General features: G+C 43.9%; 15 protein-coding genes. 7 read left to right on the top strand and 8 right to left on the bottom strand.

What is annotated here, in order from left to right; all coding sequences use genetic code 11:
- Positions 1 to 35: 35 nt before the first annotated feature.
- Together OCV57_RS04340 and OCV57_RS04345 are read right to left on the bottom strand one after the other, a co-directional pair.
- Positions 36 to 1031, bottom strand: coding sequence for a zinc ribbon domain-containing protein (locus OCV57_RS04340; protein ID WP_267300568.1), 996 nt, complete (start codon positions 1029 to 1031; stop codon positions 36 to 38).
- Positions 1015 to 1776, bottom strand: a complete 762-nt coding sequence (locus OCV57_RS04345; RefSeq protein WP_267300569.1) for a serine/threonine-protein kinase — start codon at positions 1774 to 1776, stop codon at positions 1015 to 1017. The genes OCV57_RS04340 and OCV57_RS04345 overlap by 17 nt, the downstream gene beginning before the upstream one ends.
- Positions 1777 to 1836: 60 nt before the next feature.
- Between OCV57_RS04345 and OCV57_RS04350 the strand changes: the two genes are divergently transcribed.
- Positions 1837 to 2256 carry a hypothetical protein gene (locus tag OCV57_RS04350; protein ID WP_022288517.1) on the top strand — a complete coding sequence of 140 codons (420 nt, stop codon included), beginning with the start codon at positions 1837 to 1839 and terminating at the stop codon, positions 2254 to 2256.
- A gap of 155 nt (positions 2257 to 2411) precedes the next feature.
- Here the strand turns inward: OCV57_RS04350 and OCV57_RS04355 are convergent, their stop codons facing one another.
- From OCV57_RS04355 to OCV57_RS04365, 3 genes are all read right to left on the bottom strand, one after another.
- Positions 2412 to 4451, bottom strand: a complete 2040-nt coding sequence (locus OCV57_RS04355; RefSeq protein WP_267300570.1) for a zinc ribbon domain-containing protein — start codon at positions 4449 to 4451, stop codon at positions 2412 to 2414.
- Positions 4452 to 4654: 203 nt separating this feature from the next.
- Complete coding sequence (locus OCV57_RS04360; protein WP_267300571.1) at positions 4655 to 5029, bottom strand: DUF4363 family protein; 375 nt, start codon at positions 5027 to 5029, stop codon at positions 4655 to 4657.
- 13 nt (positions 5030 to 5042) lie between these two features.
- Complete coding sequence (locus tag OCV57_RS04365) at positions 5043 to 5729, bottom strand: DUF421 domain-containing protein (RefSeq protein ID WP_038670770.1); 687 nt, start codon at positions 5727 to 5729, stop codon at positions 5043 to 5045.
- Positions 5730 to 5839: 110 nt separating this feature from the next.
- On the opposite strand from OCV57_RS04365, the gene OCV57_RS04370 reads away from it, so the two are divergent.
- Genes OCV57_RS04370 through OCV57_RS04380 form a run of 3 tightly spaced genes read left to right on the top strand, consistent with a single transcriptional unit; the run spans position 5840 to position 9535 of the window.
- Entirely contained in the window at positions 5840 to 7339 is a 1500-nt protein-coding gene (locus tag OCV57_RS04370; RefSeq protein WP_267300572.1) for a spore germination protein, read from the top strand.
- Positions 7336 to 8403, top strand: a complete 1068-nt coding sequence (locus OCV57_RS04375; RefSeq protein ID WP_267300573.1) for a spore germination protein — start codon at positions 7336 to 7338, stop codon at positions 8401 to 8403. The genes OCV57_RS04370 and OCV57_RS04375 overlap by 4 nt, the downstream gene beginning before the upstream one ends.
- Positions 8390 to 9535 carry a Ger(x)C family spore germination protein gene (locus OCV57_RS04380; protein ID WP_267300574.1) on the top strand — a complete coding sequence of 382 codons (1146 nt, stop codon included), beginning with the start codon at positions 8390 to 8392 and terminating at the stop codon, positions 9533 to 9535. Before OCV57_RS04375 ends, OCV57_RS04380 begins: the two co-directional genes overlap by 14 nt.
- Here OCV57_RS04380 and OCV57_RS04385 read toward each other — a convergent pair.
- The 3 genes from OCV57_RS04385 to OCV57_RS04395 are packed head-to-tail and all read right to left on the bottom strand — an operon-like array spanning position 9516 to position 11895.
- Positions 9516 to 10361: an RluA family pseudouridine synthase gene (locus OCV57_RS04385; RefSeq protein ID WP_242989477.1), complete on the bottom strand. Its 846-nt coding sequence runs from the start codon at positions 10359 to 10361 to the stop codon at positions 9516 to 9518. The genes OCV57_RS04380 and OCV57_RS04385 overlap by 20 nt on opposite strands.
- The gene (locus tag OCV57_RS04390) at positions 10358 to 11191 is read right to left on the bottom strand and encodes a DUF975 family protein (RefSeq protein ID WP_117923377.1); all 834 of its coding nucleotides are present in this window, start codon (positions 11189 to 11191) and stop codon (positions 10358 to 10360) included. The genes OCV57_RS04385 and OCV57_RS04390 overlap by 4 nt, the downstream gene beginning before the upstream one ends.
- Positions 11192 to 11235: 44 nt before the next feature.
- Positions 11236 to 11895, bottom strand: coding sequence for a histidine phosphatase family protein (locus OCV57_RS04395; RefSeq protein ID WP_267300575.1), 660 nt, complete (start codon positions 11893 to 11895; stop codon positions 11236 to 11238).
- A gap of 173 nt (positions 11896 to 12068) precedes the next feature.
- On the opposite strand from OCV57_RS04395, the gene OCV57_RS04400 reads away from it, so the two are divergent.
- From OCV57_RS04400 to rsxC, 3 genes are all read left to right on the top strand, one after another.
- The gene (locus OCV57_RS04400) at positions 12069 to 12662 is read left to right on the top strand and encodes a helix-turn-helix transcriptional regulator (RefSeq protein WP_117927711.1); all 594 of its coding nucleotides are present in this window, start codon (positions 12069 to 12071) and stop codon (positions 12660 to 12662) included.
- A 75-nt stretch (positions 12663 to 12737) separates the two neighbouring features.
- Positions 12738 to 13736, top strand: a complete 999-nt coding sequence (locus OCV57_RS04405; RefSeq protein WP_267300576.1) for an FAD:protein FMN transferase — start codon at positions 12738 to 12740, stop codon at positions 13734 to 13736.
- Positions 13737 to 13763: 27 nt separating this feature from the next.
- Positions 13764 to 15068, top strand: coding sequence for an electron transport complex subunit RsxC (rsxC, locus tag OCV57_RS04410; protein ID WP_117891283.1), 1305 nt, complete (start codon positions 13764 to 13766; stop codon positions 15066 to 15068).
- Positions 15069 to 15070 lie beyond the last annotated feature (2 nt).

Here is a 15070-nt window from a genome sequence, read left to right on the forward strand (position 1 = left end):
AATCGCATAAAATATTCAAGTCGGATATTGTCGGCTTATTTCATAACATAAACATAGCATTGATATAGCGGCATAGATTCGTATTCACCATTATCTGGGTCATTCCACATATGGTCTTTTCTTTCCTGAACTATATCATCATGGAAAAAGCAAACACCAAGATATGTGTAATCTTCCAAGCCGTTGATCAGATTGTCACCGTAAGAGAGACCGAAGTTTGCATTATTTTTTAACCAAGTAAAAAGCTCTGTGTATGCCTCGTCATAGTCTGAAACACAGCTGTTGTTTGCTGTGAATTGTCGTATTTTGCTGTTGTTAGGCAGACCGACCTCAGAGAGATGTTCGTATACGTTGCCAATGCCTTGGCAGTAGTCGTCCATTTGATACAGGCTCTTTTGCAGACATTCATCAAGCTGTCCGCTTGCACGGAGTGGTTTCAGACCATATTTCTCACGGAGAGGATTTACATAATCGAGAAGGTCAAGGGTCATCTGACTTGCACCATCAGGGGAGTAATATTCAGGCTCGTCCTGCTGAGTATCTTCTGTGTTTTCCTGGGGTATATCCTGCTGTATCTCAGGCTCTGTCACAGGCTCAGTCACTTTTTCTGTAGTGGTAGTGGTGGTGACTGCGGCGGCTTTTGACTCTGCTAATGCCGCCCCTTCTGCAATATCTGACGCAAGGGCAGCCTTGTCAGGCTCACGCTTTTTTGTGGTAGTAGTCATGACAGTGGTGACGGGAGGCAGAGTAGTTGTCACAGGTGTATTTGTGGTGACAGTGGCAGTAGATCGAGGTGTGCTTTTTTTCACAGCCGTGGTCTTATCACTATTGTTATTATAAGTATACACCCCGAACACAGCTGCGGATACTAATGCCACAGCGATTATTGGTGTGGTTATTTTTGCTTTTAAAAACACTTTTTTTGGGGTAGCGAGAACTATTTCTTGCCTCTTGTTTATTTCGCTCATGCAGCCAAAGCAGAAAATGGAATCGTCATGAAGAATTCTTCCGCAATTAGGACATTTTTTCATATTTTAGTTTTCTCCTGATCTTATTAAGCACATTGTACAGCTCTTCCGCAGTGCTATATCTGTCGTCTGGATTGATAGAAAGGCATTTCTTTATGACTTTCAGAATTTTCTTGTTTTCACACATTTTGACCGACGGGTGTTCACCTGTCAAAAGAACGTTCAGAAGCACTGCCAGAGAATAGAGATCTGTTCTTGCGTCAGATTGCTGCATACCGAATTGTTCAGGTGCGGCAAAGCCTACAGTTCCCAAAGTCTGGGTGTCAGAGCGTTGATTAGATTTATAAATTTTAGAAATATCAAAATCTATAATCTTGACATTATTGTCGTCACATATTATAATATTATCAGGCTTTATATCACGGTGAACGATGCCGCTGTTGTGAAGAGCATACAATCCCTGGCATATGGAGCAGGTAATGTTCAGGGCGTCGTGTTCTGCCAGTGTTTCGCCGTTTGCATAATCCGTAAGAGTCATGCCGTCGCAGAATTCTTCATAGATAGTATACGCTTCAGTGCTTTCGGAGATCTCGTAGATACGGCAAAGATATGGATTATTTATCGATGCGAGCCTTTGATATACAGAAACGTCAGCAGGCTTATAGATAATGTGCCGCACCATTTTTACACCTGTGTCACTCTCTAAAATGACTTTTTCGTGCTTGCTGTTTTTAAATAGATAGTTTTTGCAGTCGAACATTTTGTCGATCTGTTCTGTTTCAAAATCATATAAGCTTTTTTGTGACATATTTCTCATCTCCAATGTAAAAATGTAAAAAATAAATTATTATAGGAAGGAACTGGTGACATGAAAAAAACAACACAGCTTATGGAGGAGCTAAATGGAAGCGATGATATCAACAGTTTTCTAAGCAACAATAAGGATTCTCTTGACAGACAGGATTTTGCACGTTATCTTTGTGAGCTTGTAAAAAAGAAAAAGATGACAAAGATAGAGGTCATAAGAATATCCCAGCTAAATCAAATATATGGATATCAGATATTTGCAGGAGCAAGACTTCCAAGCAAGGATAAGATAATCGCTATCGCACTTGCTATGAAGCTTGATGTTGATACCGTTCAGCGACTTCTGACCCTTGCGGGTGAAGCTCAGCTTTATCCTAAAAACACCCGTGATTGCATACTCATTGACGCAATAAATAAAGGCTATGATGTGGCAAAGCTCAACAAAGTGCTTTTTGAAAATGGTTCACAGTGCCTTAAATAACGATCGTTTCATAAAGCAGCTCCGGCTCTTCGGAGCTGCTTTTTTATTATCGTAACAAATATTATATCACATTTTGACAAGGTTTTCAAGAGTTGTCAGGACATAAAAACACGCCGCGGAAAAATTTCCGCGGCGTGTTTCTCACTATTTAACTCTTATGGAACGAGAGTTGTAGTTGTTGCCTTATCCTTTGCAGATGTAGTTGTTTCTGCTACAGAAGAATCGGTCTTTGCTGTTGTTGTGGTCGTAGTTGTTGCTTCGCTTGCTGCAGCCGATGAAGAATCGTCAGTTGCAGGCTTTGAAGCCGCACCAGCCTTAGTTGTTGTGTACCCCTCGGCTTCAATTACCTTTTTCTTGAAATCTGCTTCTTTGTTGTAGTAAGATGTTGAGAAGTAAGGCTCTTCAGTAAATGTTTCACCTGTTGCAACGATATTTGAGCAGTAGATCGAAGCATAGAATGAAACTGCCTTTTTCTCCTTATCTGTCTTTACAGTTATCTTGTAAAGATTGTAGAGTGCATTTGTGTTCTCCCAAGAATCATAATTCTTCTTGTTTGTGAACGCAACATAAGTGTCAACGTAATCAAAAGACTCGATAGATGTTACCTTGCCGTCAAAGTCAGCAGGATATGGAGCGTAATGACCCTTTATATCCTTTCTCATATCTTCGATCTTGTCGTCGAGATATGACTGATAGCTGTCCATAGCAGCCTTACCGTTGTCAGCTGTTACATATGCAGGGAATGTTTCGTCAACTGTTATTTCCTTAACATAAACAGTGTCGCCCCAATCGTTTGTTTCAGTTTTGCCGGAAAGTGTGATACCATTTCTTGCAAGTGAGGAATAAGGGCTGCAAGTTACCTTGAATGTGCCGCCGATGCCAATATAATCATCGCATGATACTGAATAAGAAACATTGTCCTTAAGAGCAGCAGGGATAGACTCGTCCTTTACTGAGTAAGGCTTAACAAATGGAACACCGCCTGAGCATTCAAATTCAAGTCCCTCGAACGGGTCGATCTCCTGAGTTTTTTCAAGACCCTCAACAGTGAAATCCTTTGTTACCTTGCCGTCCTTAACGTCGGCTGTCTTGTATGTATAATACTTGTCGTCATATTCAAACCAAGTCATGTCACCGCTTTCTTCTGCGCCATAAACGTCTATGTTAGCTGTAACAGTGTACTTGTCGCCGTTTTTCAGATCTGACTTGTAGTCATAATCATAGTAGATAAATGGATATGCTGAGTCATATGAAACGTCAGCAGAGCCGTTGCCGTCAAAGCCTGAGAACTTGACCTCAACGCCCTTGAAGAAGTCGATCTCCTCACCATTTTTAAGATCCTTTACAGTTACCTCAAATTCAGTGTTCTTTAGCTTTATGTTCTTGTCCTTGAGAGAATCCTCGTTGTACTTTACGGTGCATTTTACCTTGTCACCGTTTTTAAGATTCTTGTTTGCTTTCTTATCAAAAGTGATCTTCAGCTTATACTCACCATCGCTATTTGTTTTGAGAAGGGCATTTCTCATCTTCTTAGCTTCTGTAAAATCATCAGCTTTGTTAAATGCTTTTGTAAGAGTTTTCTTGTCAAGTGCAAAATACTTGCTTACCTTTGATGACTTGTCAGATGAGCTTGCATAGTCGGAAAGATCATCAAGGTCGCCAAGGTCAAGATCTGTCTCGTCAGCAAGGTCGCCGAGAGCGCTTGTAGCGTCTGCCATTGAATAGTAGCTCTTGTCATAGCAGTTAAGTTCTGCCTCAACATAGCCACAGCCGTCAATGCCCTTAAATTCAAACTTGAAAAGATCCTTTGCGTCGATCACCTGATATTTAAGAATGTTGCACAGAATGATGATCGCAACGATAACAACGATAAGAGCTGCAGCGGCGATAAGTGTTATCTTCTTGTGACCCTTTACCCATTCGCCAAGCTTAGCAAAAGGATTTGGCTTTGCAGCCGCAGGAGCTGCTGCCTGAGCGTAGTTGTTTGCTGGTTGTGCATACTGCTGGTCATACTGAGGAGCCTGCTGCTGTACAGGCTGAGCCTGCTGAACGGGTGCCTGAGCAGGTGCTGCCTGCTGTGTGGAAATGCCTGCTTCGGCTTCCATTTCGGCGACGGACGCACCACAGCTGCCACAGAATTTTTCTTCTGGACCTATTGGTGCTCCGCACTTAGCACAAAACTTGATAGTGTTCATTTCATACCTCCATTGATACTTCTTTTCTAAACAGGATAAAATTTTTTATCCTATTCATACATTCTAAGTATAATATTAGCAGAAAGAAAAGTCAAGAAAAACTCATTGAAACCGCCTTGTTCTGTATGATTTTTGTAGATTTGTACAATAACGCAAGAAAAAATCATACACTTTGATAACGTTTTAGACACAATTTTTCTACATTAAAAAACCGAATATAAATGGGGATACTGAGTGTGGTATATCTTCTCTGTCCATGAGCGTATGCTCTCGCACTCTGACAATAATTCCTCAGAGCCCTTTTCCAATAGGGCTGGGAGCTTTGCCACTGCATAGGAGATATCATCAAGTGTGCAGGATTGTGCTATATATGATATTCTTACATAATATTTATTCCAGGCATTTTCGAGTTCTTCGAGCCGTTGGGCTGTGTCGCTGTCATCATTTCTGTAGCTGTTTTCAGCGGCGTTCACAAGGCTTATGAATTTATCGTTTTCTTTTTTTACCGCAAATACGGAGAACACTGACATGGCGGCTATGACAGTGAGGATAATAATGCAGGCGGTCAATCTTTTCATTGAGCTTGCTCCTTTATACTTTTTTCTTGCCCTTGTCTTTTCTTATGGCAACTATCTGCCCTGAGGGGTCAGCGGTGCAGATGTAAACATCTTTCAGTGGCATACCCTTTTCTCCTAGCTTTTTCATGAGCCACTTTTCGTCCTTGCCAATAAGACCAAGGGCGGAGTATATTATCCTTCCATTGTCGACAACGAGCTGTGGAGGGTCGGTCTGAGATCCTTTTATGCCCATTCCGCCATTGTTCACAGGTCTAAACTGTGCTTTCTGATAGACAGATATCTTGCCTGTTGTTTCCACCACCGCAAGCTGTACTTCGTTTATATCGAATATACCCATGCTTCTTAGGGACTCCAAAAGATCGTCTGCAGAAAAACGCAGGTCTTTGAGCTGTTTTTGATCTATGATCCCACGGGACACGACTATTTTCGGAGAGCCGCATATGAGCTTTCTAAGCCCTCTGAATTTAAGCGAGCAGTGAGAGAGTATAACGTCAAGGCACACCAGCGTGAATATAGGCACTATGCCCATTGACATCGGTATAGTCATATCCTCGATAGGCAGGGTGGCGATGTTTGAAAGCAGAAGCGTTATAACAAGCTCCGAGGGCTGTAATTCGCCTATCTGCCTTTTGCCCATAAGTCGTATGCTTATGACAATGAGTATATAAAGTATAACGGCTCTGAAAAAAACTATAAGCATTTTGTTTTCCTCCAATATGGTCAAAGCTATTTTTTGCAGCTTTAATGCAGAATATTCTGATAACAGCCGCAGATAATAAATACAACAAAATTTCATGTAGGAGAAACAAAATGAATACACCCGATTTCAGAAACTATAAAAACGCTGAGATAGATAAGACCATTGACGCCGCCATGACTTCCCTTCGCACCATAACAGGCAATTCAATGGATCTTAACATAATGAATGTGAAGATATGCTCCGTAAGCTGTGCGGTGGTATCCATAGAGGGAATGATCTCAACGAGCGCAATGTCAGAGCTTATTTTCAGACCTATAATGGAGCTTTCTGCACAAAAGTCAAAGGGCAATGCAGAGCAGGTATTCGACTTCCTGACAAAAGAAAGCCTGCTTGCCGCCGAGAGAAAAACGGTCTTTAATTATGGTGACGTCATACAGTTTTTGTTTTCGGGCTTTGCGGTCATATTTGTGGAGGGGCTTTCAAAGGCTGTTGTTTACGGTATCCAGGGTTACGACAAGCGGTCAGTTTCTGAGCCTGCAAGCGAGCAGACTATAATGTGCGCACAGGATTCTTTTACGGAAACAATAAGAACTAATATTTCTCTTGTGCGCCGACGAATGAAAACACCATCGCTGCGGTTTGAGATGATGCAGATAGGAAAGCGTTCTTCCACCGACGTGTGCATGGTCTACATGAGCGACCGGGCAAGCTCAGACGCTGTGGACAGGCTGAGAAAACAGCTCAAAGGCATAAAGCTCGACACTGTTCTCACAAGCGGATATATCGAACCTTTTATCGACGAAGGCTTCGGTTCGTCAGTGTTTTCACAAATGGCTTATTCCGAAAGACCTGATATGATATGCACAAGGCTAAATCAGGGCAGGATATGTGTTTTTGTGGACGGCACGCCATTTGTGCTTATCTGCCCATCGCTTTTTGCGGAAAATTTTCAGACCATGGACGATTTTACGGAAAAGCCTTTTTACGTCACCTTTATGCGGTGGCTGAAATATATTGCGTTCTTTCTAGCGGTGGCGTTTCCGGGTCTGTATGTTGCACTGGCGAGCTTTCACCCTGAGGTCTTCACATTGAAGCTTCTTCTGAATCTTGCAGTTTCAGAGGAGTCAACGCCTTATCCGTTGACAGTGGAGGTGCTTGTGCTAATGCTTCTATTTGAGATAATGAAAGAAGCAGGCTTGCGGCTTCCAAAGCCTGTGGGAAGCACTGTTTCTATAGTGGGCGGTCTTATCATAGGCGACGCTGCCGTAAAAAGCGGACTTGTGTCCGCCCCTCTGCTTATAGTGGTGGGGATAACCACAACATCATCGTTCGTTATACCGAGCCTTTATCAGCAGACGGCTATATTAAGGTTAGTGTATATCCTGGTGGGCGGTGGCTCGGGGCTTTATGGCATTGCACTTTGCACTGTGCTTTTGATGATAAATATAAACTCCATGGACGACCTTGCAGTATCTTACACCGCGCCTGTTACGCCATTTTTCTCAAAAGGTATAAAGGACGTTATTTCAAGGCGGAGCTTTCGGTCATATGAGAAAACTCACAGCACCATTAAAGAATACAAGCTTGACGAAAAGGGGGGAAGCCAATGAAAAAGCTTACGCCAATGCAGTTTTTTGCAATGCTTATTTGTACAAGAGCCTTTTCAATGATGACATTTCTCCCTGAAAGCACCGCAAACGCTTTGGAGCTTATGCTTGGAACAGTGCTGTCTACAGTTTTTCAGATAGTTATGATATGCGGTATGGCGGCTTTCCACAAGCGCTTTCCTAATGATGACCCATGCACCCTTGTGGTGAGCCGTTCAAAGTGGGCAGGCAGGGGAGTTTGTACAATGTATCTTGCATATTTTCTTACAGTGTCATTTTATGTTATCGGCACCTTCACATATTATATGGATTATTATTTTTCTGATTATATTCCACGGCTCATGATAGTTCTCAGCGTTGCCGCCTGCGGGATATATGTTGCAATGTCAGGCCTTGGGGTCATAGGAAAAACGGGGACAGTGCTTTTTGTACTTTTTCTCTTTGTGACATCTATCCTTGTTATAAGCTCTCTTGAAGATTTCACATTCGTTGATTTTCACCTTGCGGAAAGAAACGTTGGAAAAGGCATTTTTCATTCTGCTGTCAGCGAGCTTGCAAGAAGCTCTTATCTTGCAGTGATAGTTTTTCTTTTACCCTCAACAAAGGGCAATGCAGCAAAAACGTCTGTGTATTTTCTGCTCACAAGGCTTGCCCTTGTTGAAATAGTCTTAGGCTTTATCACAATGATACTTGGAGATTACACTCTTCTTGCAAAACTGCCATTCTTCGCACTTGCGGCATTTTCACGCACTGCCATAATAGAACGCTATGACGCCGCTGTTATGGGCGTGTGGGTAATGCTCTCGGTATATAAGCTGGGAGTATATTTCCATTGTTCAGGCAGATGCCTGAGATATGTTTTTCCTAAGCTCGGTTCTGGATCGGGCGTGATAATAACAGCGGCGATTCCTGCGGTGGCAACGCTTTTCTGGCTTTTGCCTCACAAGTGGGAGAGCATCGCATACGCAGGGCTCAGCCCTATCCCACTCATATTTCTCGGAGGCGTAATACCGCTTCTATGCCTGACATTTGTGAAAAAGGGGGCGAGATCTGATGAAAAAGCGTAAGATACAGGTAGCTGTTGTGCTTTTTATCGCAGCAGTGACGCTGTTGTCTTCTTCTTTCGGCAGGCAGGTGGATATCGAGGAGCGTGTTCTTTGCCACGCCATGGGCGTTGACTATGAAAACGGGGAATACAATGTGTCATTGCAGGTCTTTAAGACCCAGAGCATGGGTTCTGACACTCCTCTTGATGTGAGCCAGTCCAATATACAGACTGTCAATTGCAAAGGCAGGAGTATCCGAGACGCCATTGAGGGCTGTCAGTATCAGCTAGGCAGGGAGATCTTTTTTGGCCATCTTCAAATAATATGCTTTAATAAAAATATAGATCTTTCCTCTCCGGAGGAGCTGTTCTCTTTTGCTATAAAGGACAAAAATGTTTTTCTTGGAGTGGAGCTTTGCTTGGCGGAAAATACCGCAGAGGAGCTTATGAACGTTCAGCTAACAAGGGGAACGATGTCCTCAGAAAACTTCACACAGGTCATAAAAATGGGTGTGAAAAACGGCATAACGGTGGAGTGCCGCCTTATTGATCTGCTTTCCTGCATAAGATCACCGCAGTATATCGCTATGCCAGTTATCTCTATCAAACAACCGCTGGGAGATTTTGCGGAGAGCCATGAGGAAAAGTCAGCGGAACAGCAGGAGCCGCTTTTGGAAATAAAAAAGACCGCCCTTATACGAAAAGGTACGGTGCTTGAGAGCTATCTTTCCCACGCTGACGCATCAGGCTGTCTGTGGCTCACGGGAAAGGCAGAGCAGTATTCTGATATTATCGAATATAATGGAAGCCCCATGGACGTTAGGATAACCTCTGACAGCCACAGCCTGAAGCTTGATAACGAGAACGGCAGGCTCGTATGCAGATTGAAGCTCTCTGTTCTTGCACACACTTCTCTTGATATCCGTGACGAGAAAAGCTCAGACCAGGTGGCGGCACTTGTGAAACAGCGCCTTGAAGAAAACATCACAGGGGTGTGGAACAAAGCCCTGTATGAGAACAGGACGGATATTTTTGATGTGTGGCGGCTTTTCCGTCACAAATATCCGCAAAGCTATCTAAAGTATGCCGACCGCCTTGATGAAGTGCTAGGCTCGGTGGAGCTTGAAACGGATATCACCTGTCGGGTGTCATAAGACAGAGCATATCCTCGGGAAGCGGTGCGGTAACAGTCACTATCCTGCCGTTTTCGGGGCTTTGAAAAGTCATTTTCTCGCAGTGGAGAGCCTGACGGCTTATAAGAGGGCTTGCCTCGCCATAAAGGTCATCACCCAGGAGAGGATAGCCCATAAAAGCCGAGTGTACTCTTATTTGGTGCGTTCTGCCGGTTTCAAGAAAGAAGTCCACAAGAGAAAGATCTCCCAGCCTTTTGCGTACAAGATAATCCGTTGCGGAATATTGTCCGTCAGCCCTCACACAGCGTTTTATTATAGTTTCCTGCTCCCTTGCGATAGGCGCACAGATACGCCCACCGCAGTGGGGCAGGTCTTTTATTATTCCAACATAGGTCTTTTCAAAGCTTTTTTGGAGCATTGCGGCGCTTCGCTGACTTTTTGCCACAAGCACACAGCCGCTCGTGTTGCGGTCAAGGCGGTTGACAGGCCTAAAAGCGAGGCTTGGATAAAGTGCGGCAAAAAGATTTCCCAGCGTATCGTCACGATGCTTTATTGACGGGTGGCAGGGCATAAAAGGCGGCTTTGAGAACACTACCACCTCGCTGTCCTCATAGAGGATATCAGCTTTCAGGTCAGGATTAGGGTCAAGAGATTCACCGTCACCCTCGTTTATCATGATGATGTCATTTTCATATACAAGGTCAACAGTGCGGATAAGGACGCCCTTTCTTGTCATGCCGTTTTCAGTGCGTTTGAGCCTTGTTATGAGCCTTTTTGAAAAGCCCCTTGAACGCAGTACACATTCAAGGGCTTTTTCATTTTCTTCTTTTGTTATTGTCACAGTCATTTGCTGTATTTCCTCCAGCGCTTTATCATTGACGGCATTTTGTCCTGCCAGTAGCTTCCCATTATATCCTGCAAAAACACTATATAGCTTAGTCTGAAATATGGATAGATGATAAAAACAGGATATACTAACAGAAGTGCGGGGATATACATAACAAAGCTCAGCAGGAACGAGATATATCTGCCGTGCTGACCGTCCATGAGCCTTACAGAAAGATCGCAGGCGTCAAAAATGTTGGTGCGTGGGTTTAGAGTCATTATATATGGCGCAAGGGCAAGGGATATCCAGTAATGCACCATAAGTCCGAAAAACACAACAGACAGACCGAGTGAGAACATGAAACAAAGAAGACCTGCGGAGGTAAGCTCACTGAGCTTGCATACCCAGCCCCAATAATACACGCTGTAGGTTGAGATAGCGAAAGGTACTGCGGAAAATAATTTCAGTGAATTAATTATAATGGAAGAAAACATGGTGTGGGAATAATATACATAAGAATGTGAGTTTATATACTGCCTCGATCCCACATAGCTGTCTGCTCTTGCAATATCAACAAAAAATCTGCGGACAGTCCACATTTCAAAAGATGCAAAAGGTATAATGACAATGAGGTCAAGAAACCAGAATAGCCTTACGGAAACATGATCTTTTATTCCCTGCCATGAGAAAAAGTACTCCCAGCCGATGCGTTTGAAAAGCATAAAAAGGGCAAGCTCGCACAGACCAAGAAATACAAACACCGCAAACAAAAATGCCGTGAGCGATACGCAGTTTCCCATGTTCTGGCTTATATTTTTTCTTGCCGACAGTTTTATCTCTTTGTTTGTCAAGTCTTTTCCCCCCTCGTTTCTGTTTTTACTGTTTACTTATCCTCTTATTCGGTATAATAATCCTCAACAGTGTAATCAGGCATTTCCTCATATTTTGGTGGATATGTTCCTATTACCTCGAAAGCGTTTGAACGCTGCCACATGGAAGCTGTCACCATGACTTCAAAGCCCTCGCCGAAATCACAGGCGTAGTCCATAGGCTTTCTTTTCGGCACGCCGAAGCCTGCCAGCATATTCATTATAAGACCTCCGTGGGTGCATACCGCAACATTTGTAAGACCCTCGTACATCATATCGGAAATGATGATGTTCAGAGCTTCATAACAGCGGTTTATGACATCTCTTGTTGATTCGCCGTCCGGCGGAGGATTGTCAAGTCCTCCTTTTATGAACTGCTCATAATCAGGGTCGTTCATAAGCTCATCAGCGGTCTTGTTCTCAAACTTGCCGAAGTCCATTTCACGAAGCTCGGGCATCTCAGCCACAAGCCTGTTAGGCTGGAGTATAGATATAGTCTGTTTGCACCTTTTTAAAGGCGAGGTGTAGACCTTCTGCACCGAAGGGTAATCATACTTTTCTATCTTTTCATAAAGCTGGTCAGCACCCTCTCTGCACAGCGGCAAGTCGGTAGTACCGATATAACGTCCGTCAAGATTTGCCTGCGTCATTCCGTGACGGATAAATGCTATTCTGTAGCCTTTCATATTTAAAATACCTGCTTTCTTTTTCTTTTATGATAAGTGCTTTAAAACCTGCACAAATTTTTTTCACTTAAATACGTCATTTTATAGATTTTATATTTACAAATACATAAATTTATAGTATAATAGAATAATGGTTGAAAAGCCAATATGATTTTATATATGGGAGATATTACATGAGCAATGACAGCAAAGATGAGCTGACTCTCAGGATAGGTGAGAAGCTTACCGCCGCGAGGATAGAAAGCGGCTATACACAAAGCCGTGCGGCCAGAGCAGTCGGCACCAGCCAGTCTTGCATATCAGCCGTTGAACACGGCAAAAAGCAGAACGTCAATATCATCATTGCTCTTATAAAGCTTTACGGTGCTTCCTATGAAGATGTGTTCGGTTTAGTCAAGGTCAGAGAAAAAAACTCTGCGTTAGGCTGTCCGGACGAGGGAAGCGAGCTGCTGAGGGAGCTTATAAAAGACAGCGGCATAAAGGGTCTTGAAACTCAGACGGACATGGCGGTGAAAATATGCACCTATATGCTTTTGAGAAAGCTTTACTCTGAAAATCCTCACAACTCCCACAAGCTTTTTGAGCTTGACACTGAGGAAACTATGGAACGCTGTGTAAAATATCTTTCCGCTCAGCCTGAAGACCTTGACAGGATCCTTGGTATGGCAGGAAAAAAGGTGAACAGGCTCGAGGTTTCAGTGGGGAAAAATCCCGAACTGAGGGCGTTTATCAAAGAGTGCGAACACATTTTGCTCGCTTGCACATAAAAATTTTGATACCGATGTTATCATACTTCGGATATTATAACACACTTTTCAACTAATTTCAAGTGAGGTATAAAAATGAAAAAGCCTGAAAGGCGGCTGTTTGTATCGGTAGCGTGTGCGGCGGCTCTTATGGTGTGCGGAGCGGTGTTGATGCACTTAGATAAAAAGCCTGACGAGGCGACATTTTTCGCCATGGACTGTCCCTGCACAGCCGCTGTTTACGGAGGTGAGGCAGAGAAGGTGAAGGACAGGATAAAGGCTTTGGAAAAGCTTTATTCGCCTTATGAGGAAGGCTCGGAGATATCACGGCTCAATGAGAGCGGCAGGCTTGAGCTTTCTGAGGAAACTGCACAGCTTATAGAAAAGAGCATAGAGCTTACAAAAAAATACGGCGGAGCGGATATTTCCGCAGGGGCAGTGACGGAACTTTGGAACGTTACTGGCGATGAGCCGAGAGTGCCTGAGCAAAGTGAGATACAGACTGCTCTTTCCGCTGTGGGATATGAGAATATAAAGCTTTCGGGGAGCGAATGTGTCCTTGAAAACGGCACACAGATAGACGTGGGATGTGACGGAAAGGGCTTTGCCCTTGACGAAGTGAAAAAGCTTTTGGATAGTGAAAAAGCCGATTGTGCGGTGGTGAGCTTTGGCTCGTCAACGCTTCTTTACGGGCAGAAGCCGGATAAAACAGATTTCAAGGTTGCGGTCACAGATCCTTTTGATGACGATAACATCTGCCTTAGCTTCACAAGCGGCGGCGGATTTGTTTCCACTTCTGGTGGATATGAGCGTTATTTTGAAGCACAGGGCAAAAAGTGGAGCCATATTTTTGACCTGACAACAGGCTATCCATGCGAAACAGACCTTGCTTCAGTCACTGTGATAGGGCAGGGCGGCATTGAAACCGATTTTCTGTCTACCTGCATTTTTATTGGCGGAAGCGGTGAGCTTGACAGGTGGCTCAGTGATGAAGATATAGAAGTTATTGCCATTGATGAAAATGGCGTAGTTTATTGCTCTGACAGTATAAAGAGCAGGATAAGTATAAGTGATGATAAATTCAGGTTTGAATAGTCATAAAGTATGATAAGGGGGAAATTTATGAAACTCAACAGCATTTTTCTTTCCCACAAAAAGGGGACGGAAAACAGCGAAACTATCGCCATGCCGCTGCCTGCAAGAGTGAAGATATCCATGTCACAGCACATGGGAGCACCTTGCGAGCCGACAGTTGCCAAGGGTGACAGAGTGCTTGTGGGACAGGTCATAGGCGAAAGCAACGCTTTTATGTCATGTCCTGTTCACTCGTCTGTGTCAGGCACAGTGGCGGCGATATCCGAACTGCTCACAGCAGGCGGAAAGGTGTGCAAAATGGTGGAGATCGACACCGACGGAGAGCAGGAGGTATCACCTGACGTAAAGCCGCCTGTTATAACAGACAAAGCGAGCCTTTGCGAAGCCGTAAGGCAGTCAGGCTGCTGCGGAATGGGCGGCGCAGGCTTCCCGACGCACATAAAGCTCAACTTTGACGAGAACAAATACAAGGTTGATACCCTTGTTATAAACGCCGCCGAATGTGAGCCTTATATAACAAGCGACTACCGTGAGATGATGGAGAACGCTGACGATGTTATGTGCGGAATAAAGCTCGTGCGTGATATGCTGGGGCTTAAAAAGGTCGTTATCGGTATCGAGGACAATAAGCCACAGGCTATAAAGCTTATGCGTGAAAAGTCGGCTGATGATGAAAGTATCGAAGTAAAGGTGCTGAAGTCATGCTATCCTCAGGGTGCAGAAAAGGTGATAATATTCAATGCCACGGGACGTGTAGTTGGCGAGGGTCAGCTTCCGTCAGATCAGGGCGTTATCGTAATGAACGTTACCACAGCAGGCTTTATCGGCGAGTATTCCAAAACAGGTATGCCACTCATATCAAAGCGTATAACTGTTGACGGTGACGTGGTATCTACTCCATGCAATGTGAAAGTACCTATAGGAACTTCTGCGGAGGATATACTGAAATTCGGTGACTGCGATAAAGAAAAGGTTAGAAAAGCCCTTTTTGGCGGTCCTATGATGGGAATGTGCCTTTATGAGCTTGACACCCCTGTGACAAAGACCACAAACGCCATTCTTGCATTTGGTGAAAAGGCTGATAAGAAAAAGGGCATCGAGGACAGGTGCGCACAGACAAACTGCATAAAGTGCGGAAGATGTATCTCTGCTTGTCCTCTCAATCTTATGCCTACAGAGCTTGAAAAGGCTTATGACAGGCGTGATAAGGAAGCTCTTATGAAGCTCAAGGTGGGTCTTTGCATGAACTGCGGTTCGTGTTCATACGTCTGTCCTGCAAAGAGAGATCTTGCAGAGAAAAATCAGCTTGCAAAAGCTTTCATAAGAACATAAGG

Source organism: Hominimerdicola aceti (assembly GCF_025567495.1).
Lineage (GTDB): Bacteria > Bacillota > Clostridia > Oscillospirales > Ruminococcaceae > Hominimerdicola > Hominimerdicola aceti.

Excerpts from the sequence above, each read along its gene's own strand:
- OCV57_RS04340 (WP_267300568.1), bottom strand. The coding sequence starts at position 1,031 with ATGAAAAAATGTCCTAATTGCGGAAGAATTCTTCATGACGATTCCATT.
- OCV57_RS04345 (WP_267300569.1), bottom strand. The coding sequence starts at position 1,776 with ATGTCACAAAAAAGCTTATATGATTTTGAAACAGAACAGATCGACAAA.
- OCV57_RS04350 (WP_022288517.1), top strand. The coding sequence starts at position 1,837 with ATGAAAAAAACAACACAGCTTATGGAGGAGCTAAATGGAAGCGATGAT.
- OCV57_RS04355 (WP_267300570.1), bottom strand. The coding sequence starts at position 4,451 with ATGAACACTATCAAGTTTTGTGCTAAGTGCGGAGCACCAATAGGTCCA.
- OCV57_RS04360 (WP_267300571.1), bottom strand. The coding sequence starts at position 5,029 with ATGAAAAGATTGACCGCCTGCATTATTATCCTCACTGTCATAGCCGCC.
- OCV57_RS04365 (WP_038670770.1), bottom strand. The coding sequence starts at position 5,729 with ATGCTTATAGTTTTTTTCAGAGCCGTTATACTTTATATACTCATTGTC.
- OCV57_RS04370 (WP_267300572.1), top strand. The coding sequence starts at position 5,840 with ATGAATACACCCGATTTCAGAAACTATAAAAACGCTGAGATAGATAAG.
- OCV57_RS04375 (WP_267300573.1), top strand. The coding sequence starts at position 7,336 with ATGAAAAAGCTTACGCCAATGCAGTTTTTTGCAATGCTTATTTGTACA.
- OCV57_RS04380 (WP_267300574.1), top strand. The coding sequence starts at position 8,390 with ATGAAAAAGCGTAAGATACAGGTAGCTGTTGTGCTTTTTATCGCAGCA.
- OCV57_RS04385 (WP_242989477.1), bottom strand. The coding sequence starts at position 10,361 with ATGACTGTGACAATAACAAAAGAAGAAAATGAAAAAGCCCTTGAATGT.
- OCV57_RS04395 (WP_267300575.1), bottom strand. The coding sequence starts at position 11,895 with ATGAAAGGCTACAGAATAGCATTTATCCGTCACGGAATGACGCAGGCA.
- OCV57_RS04400 (WP_117927711.1), top strand. The coding sequence starts at position 12,069 with ATGAGCAATGACAGCAAAGATGAGCTGACTCTCAGGATAGGTGAGAAG.
- OCV57_RS04405 (WP_267300576.1), top strand. The coding sequence starts at position 12,738 with ATGAAAAAGCCTGAAAGGCGGCTGTTTGTATCGGTAGCGTGTGCGGCG.
- rsxC (WP_117891283.1), top strand. The coding sequence starts at position 13,764 with ATGAAACTCAACAGCATTTTTCTTTCCCACAAAAAGGGGACGGAAAAC.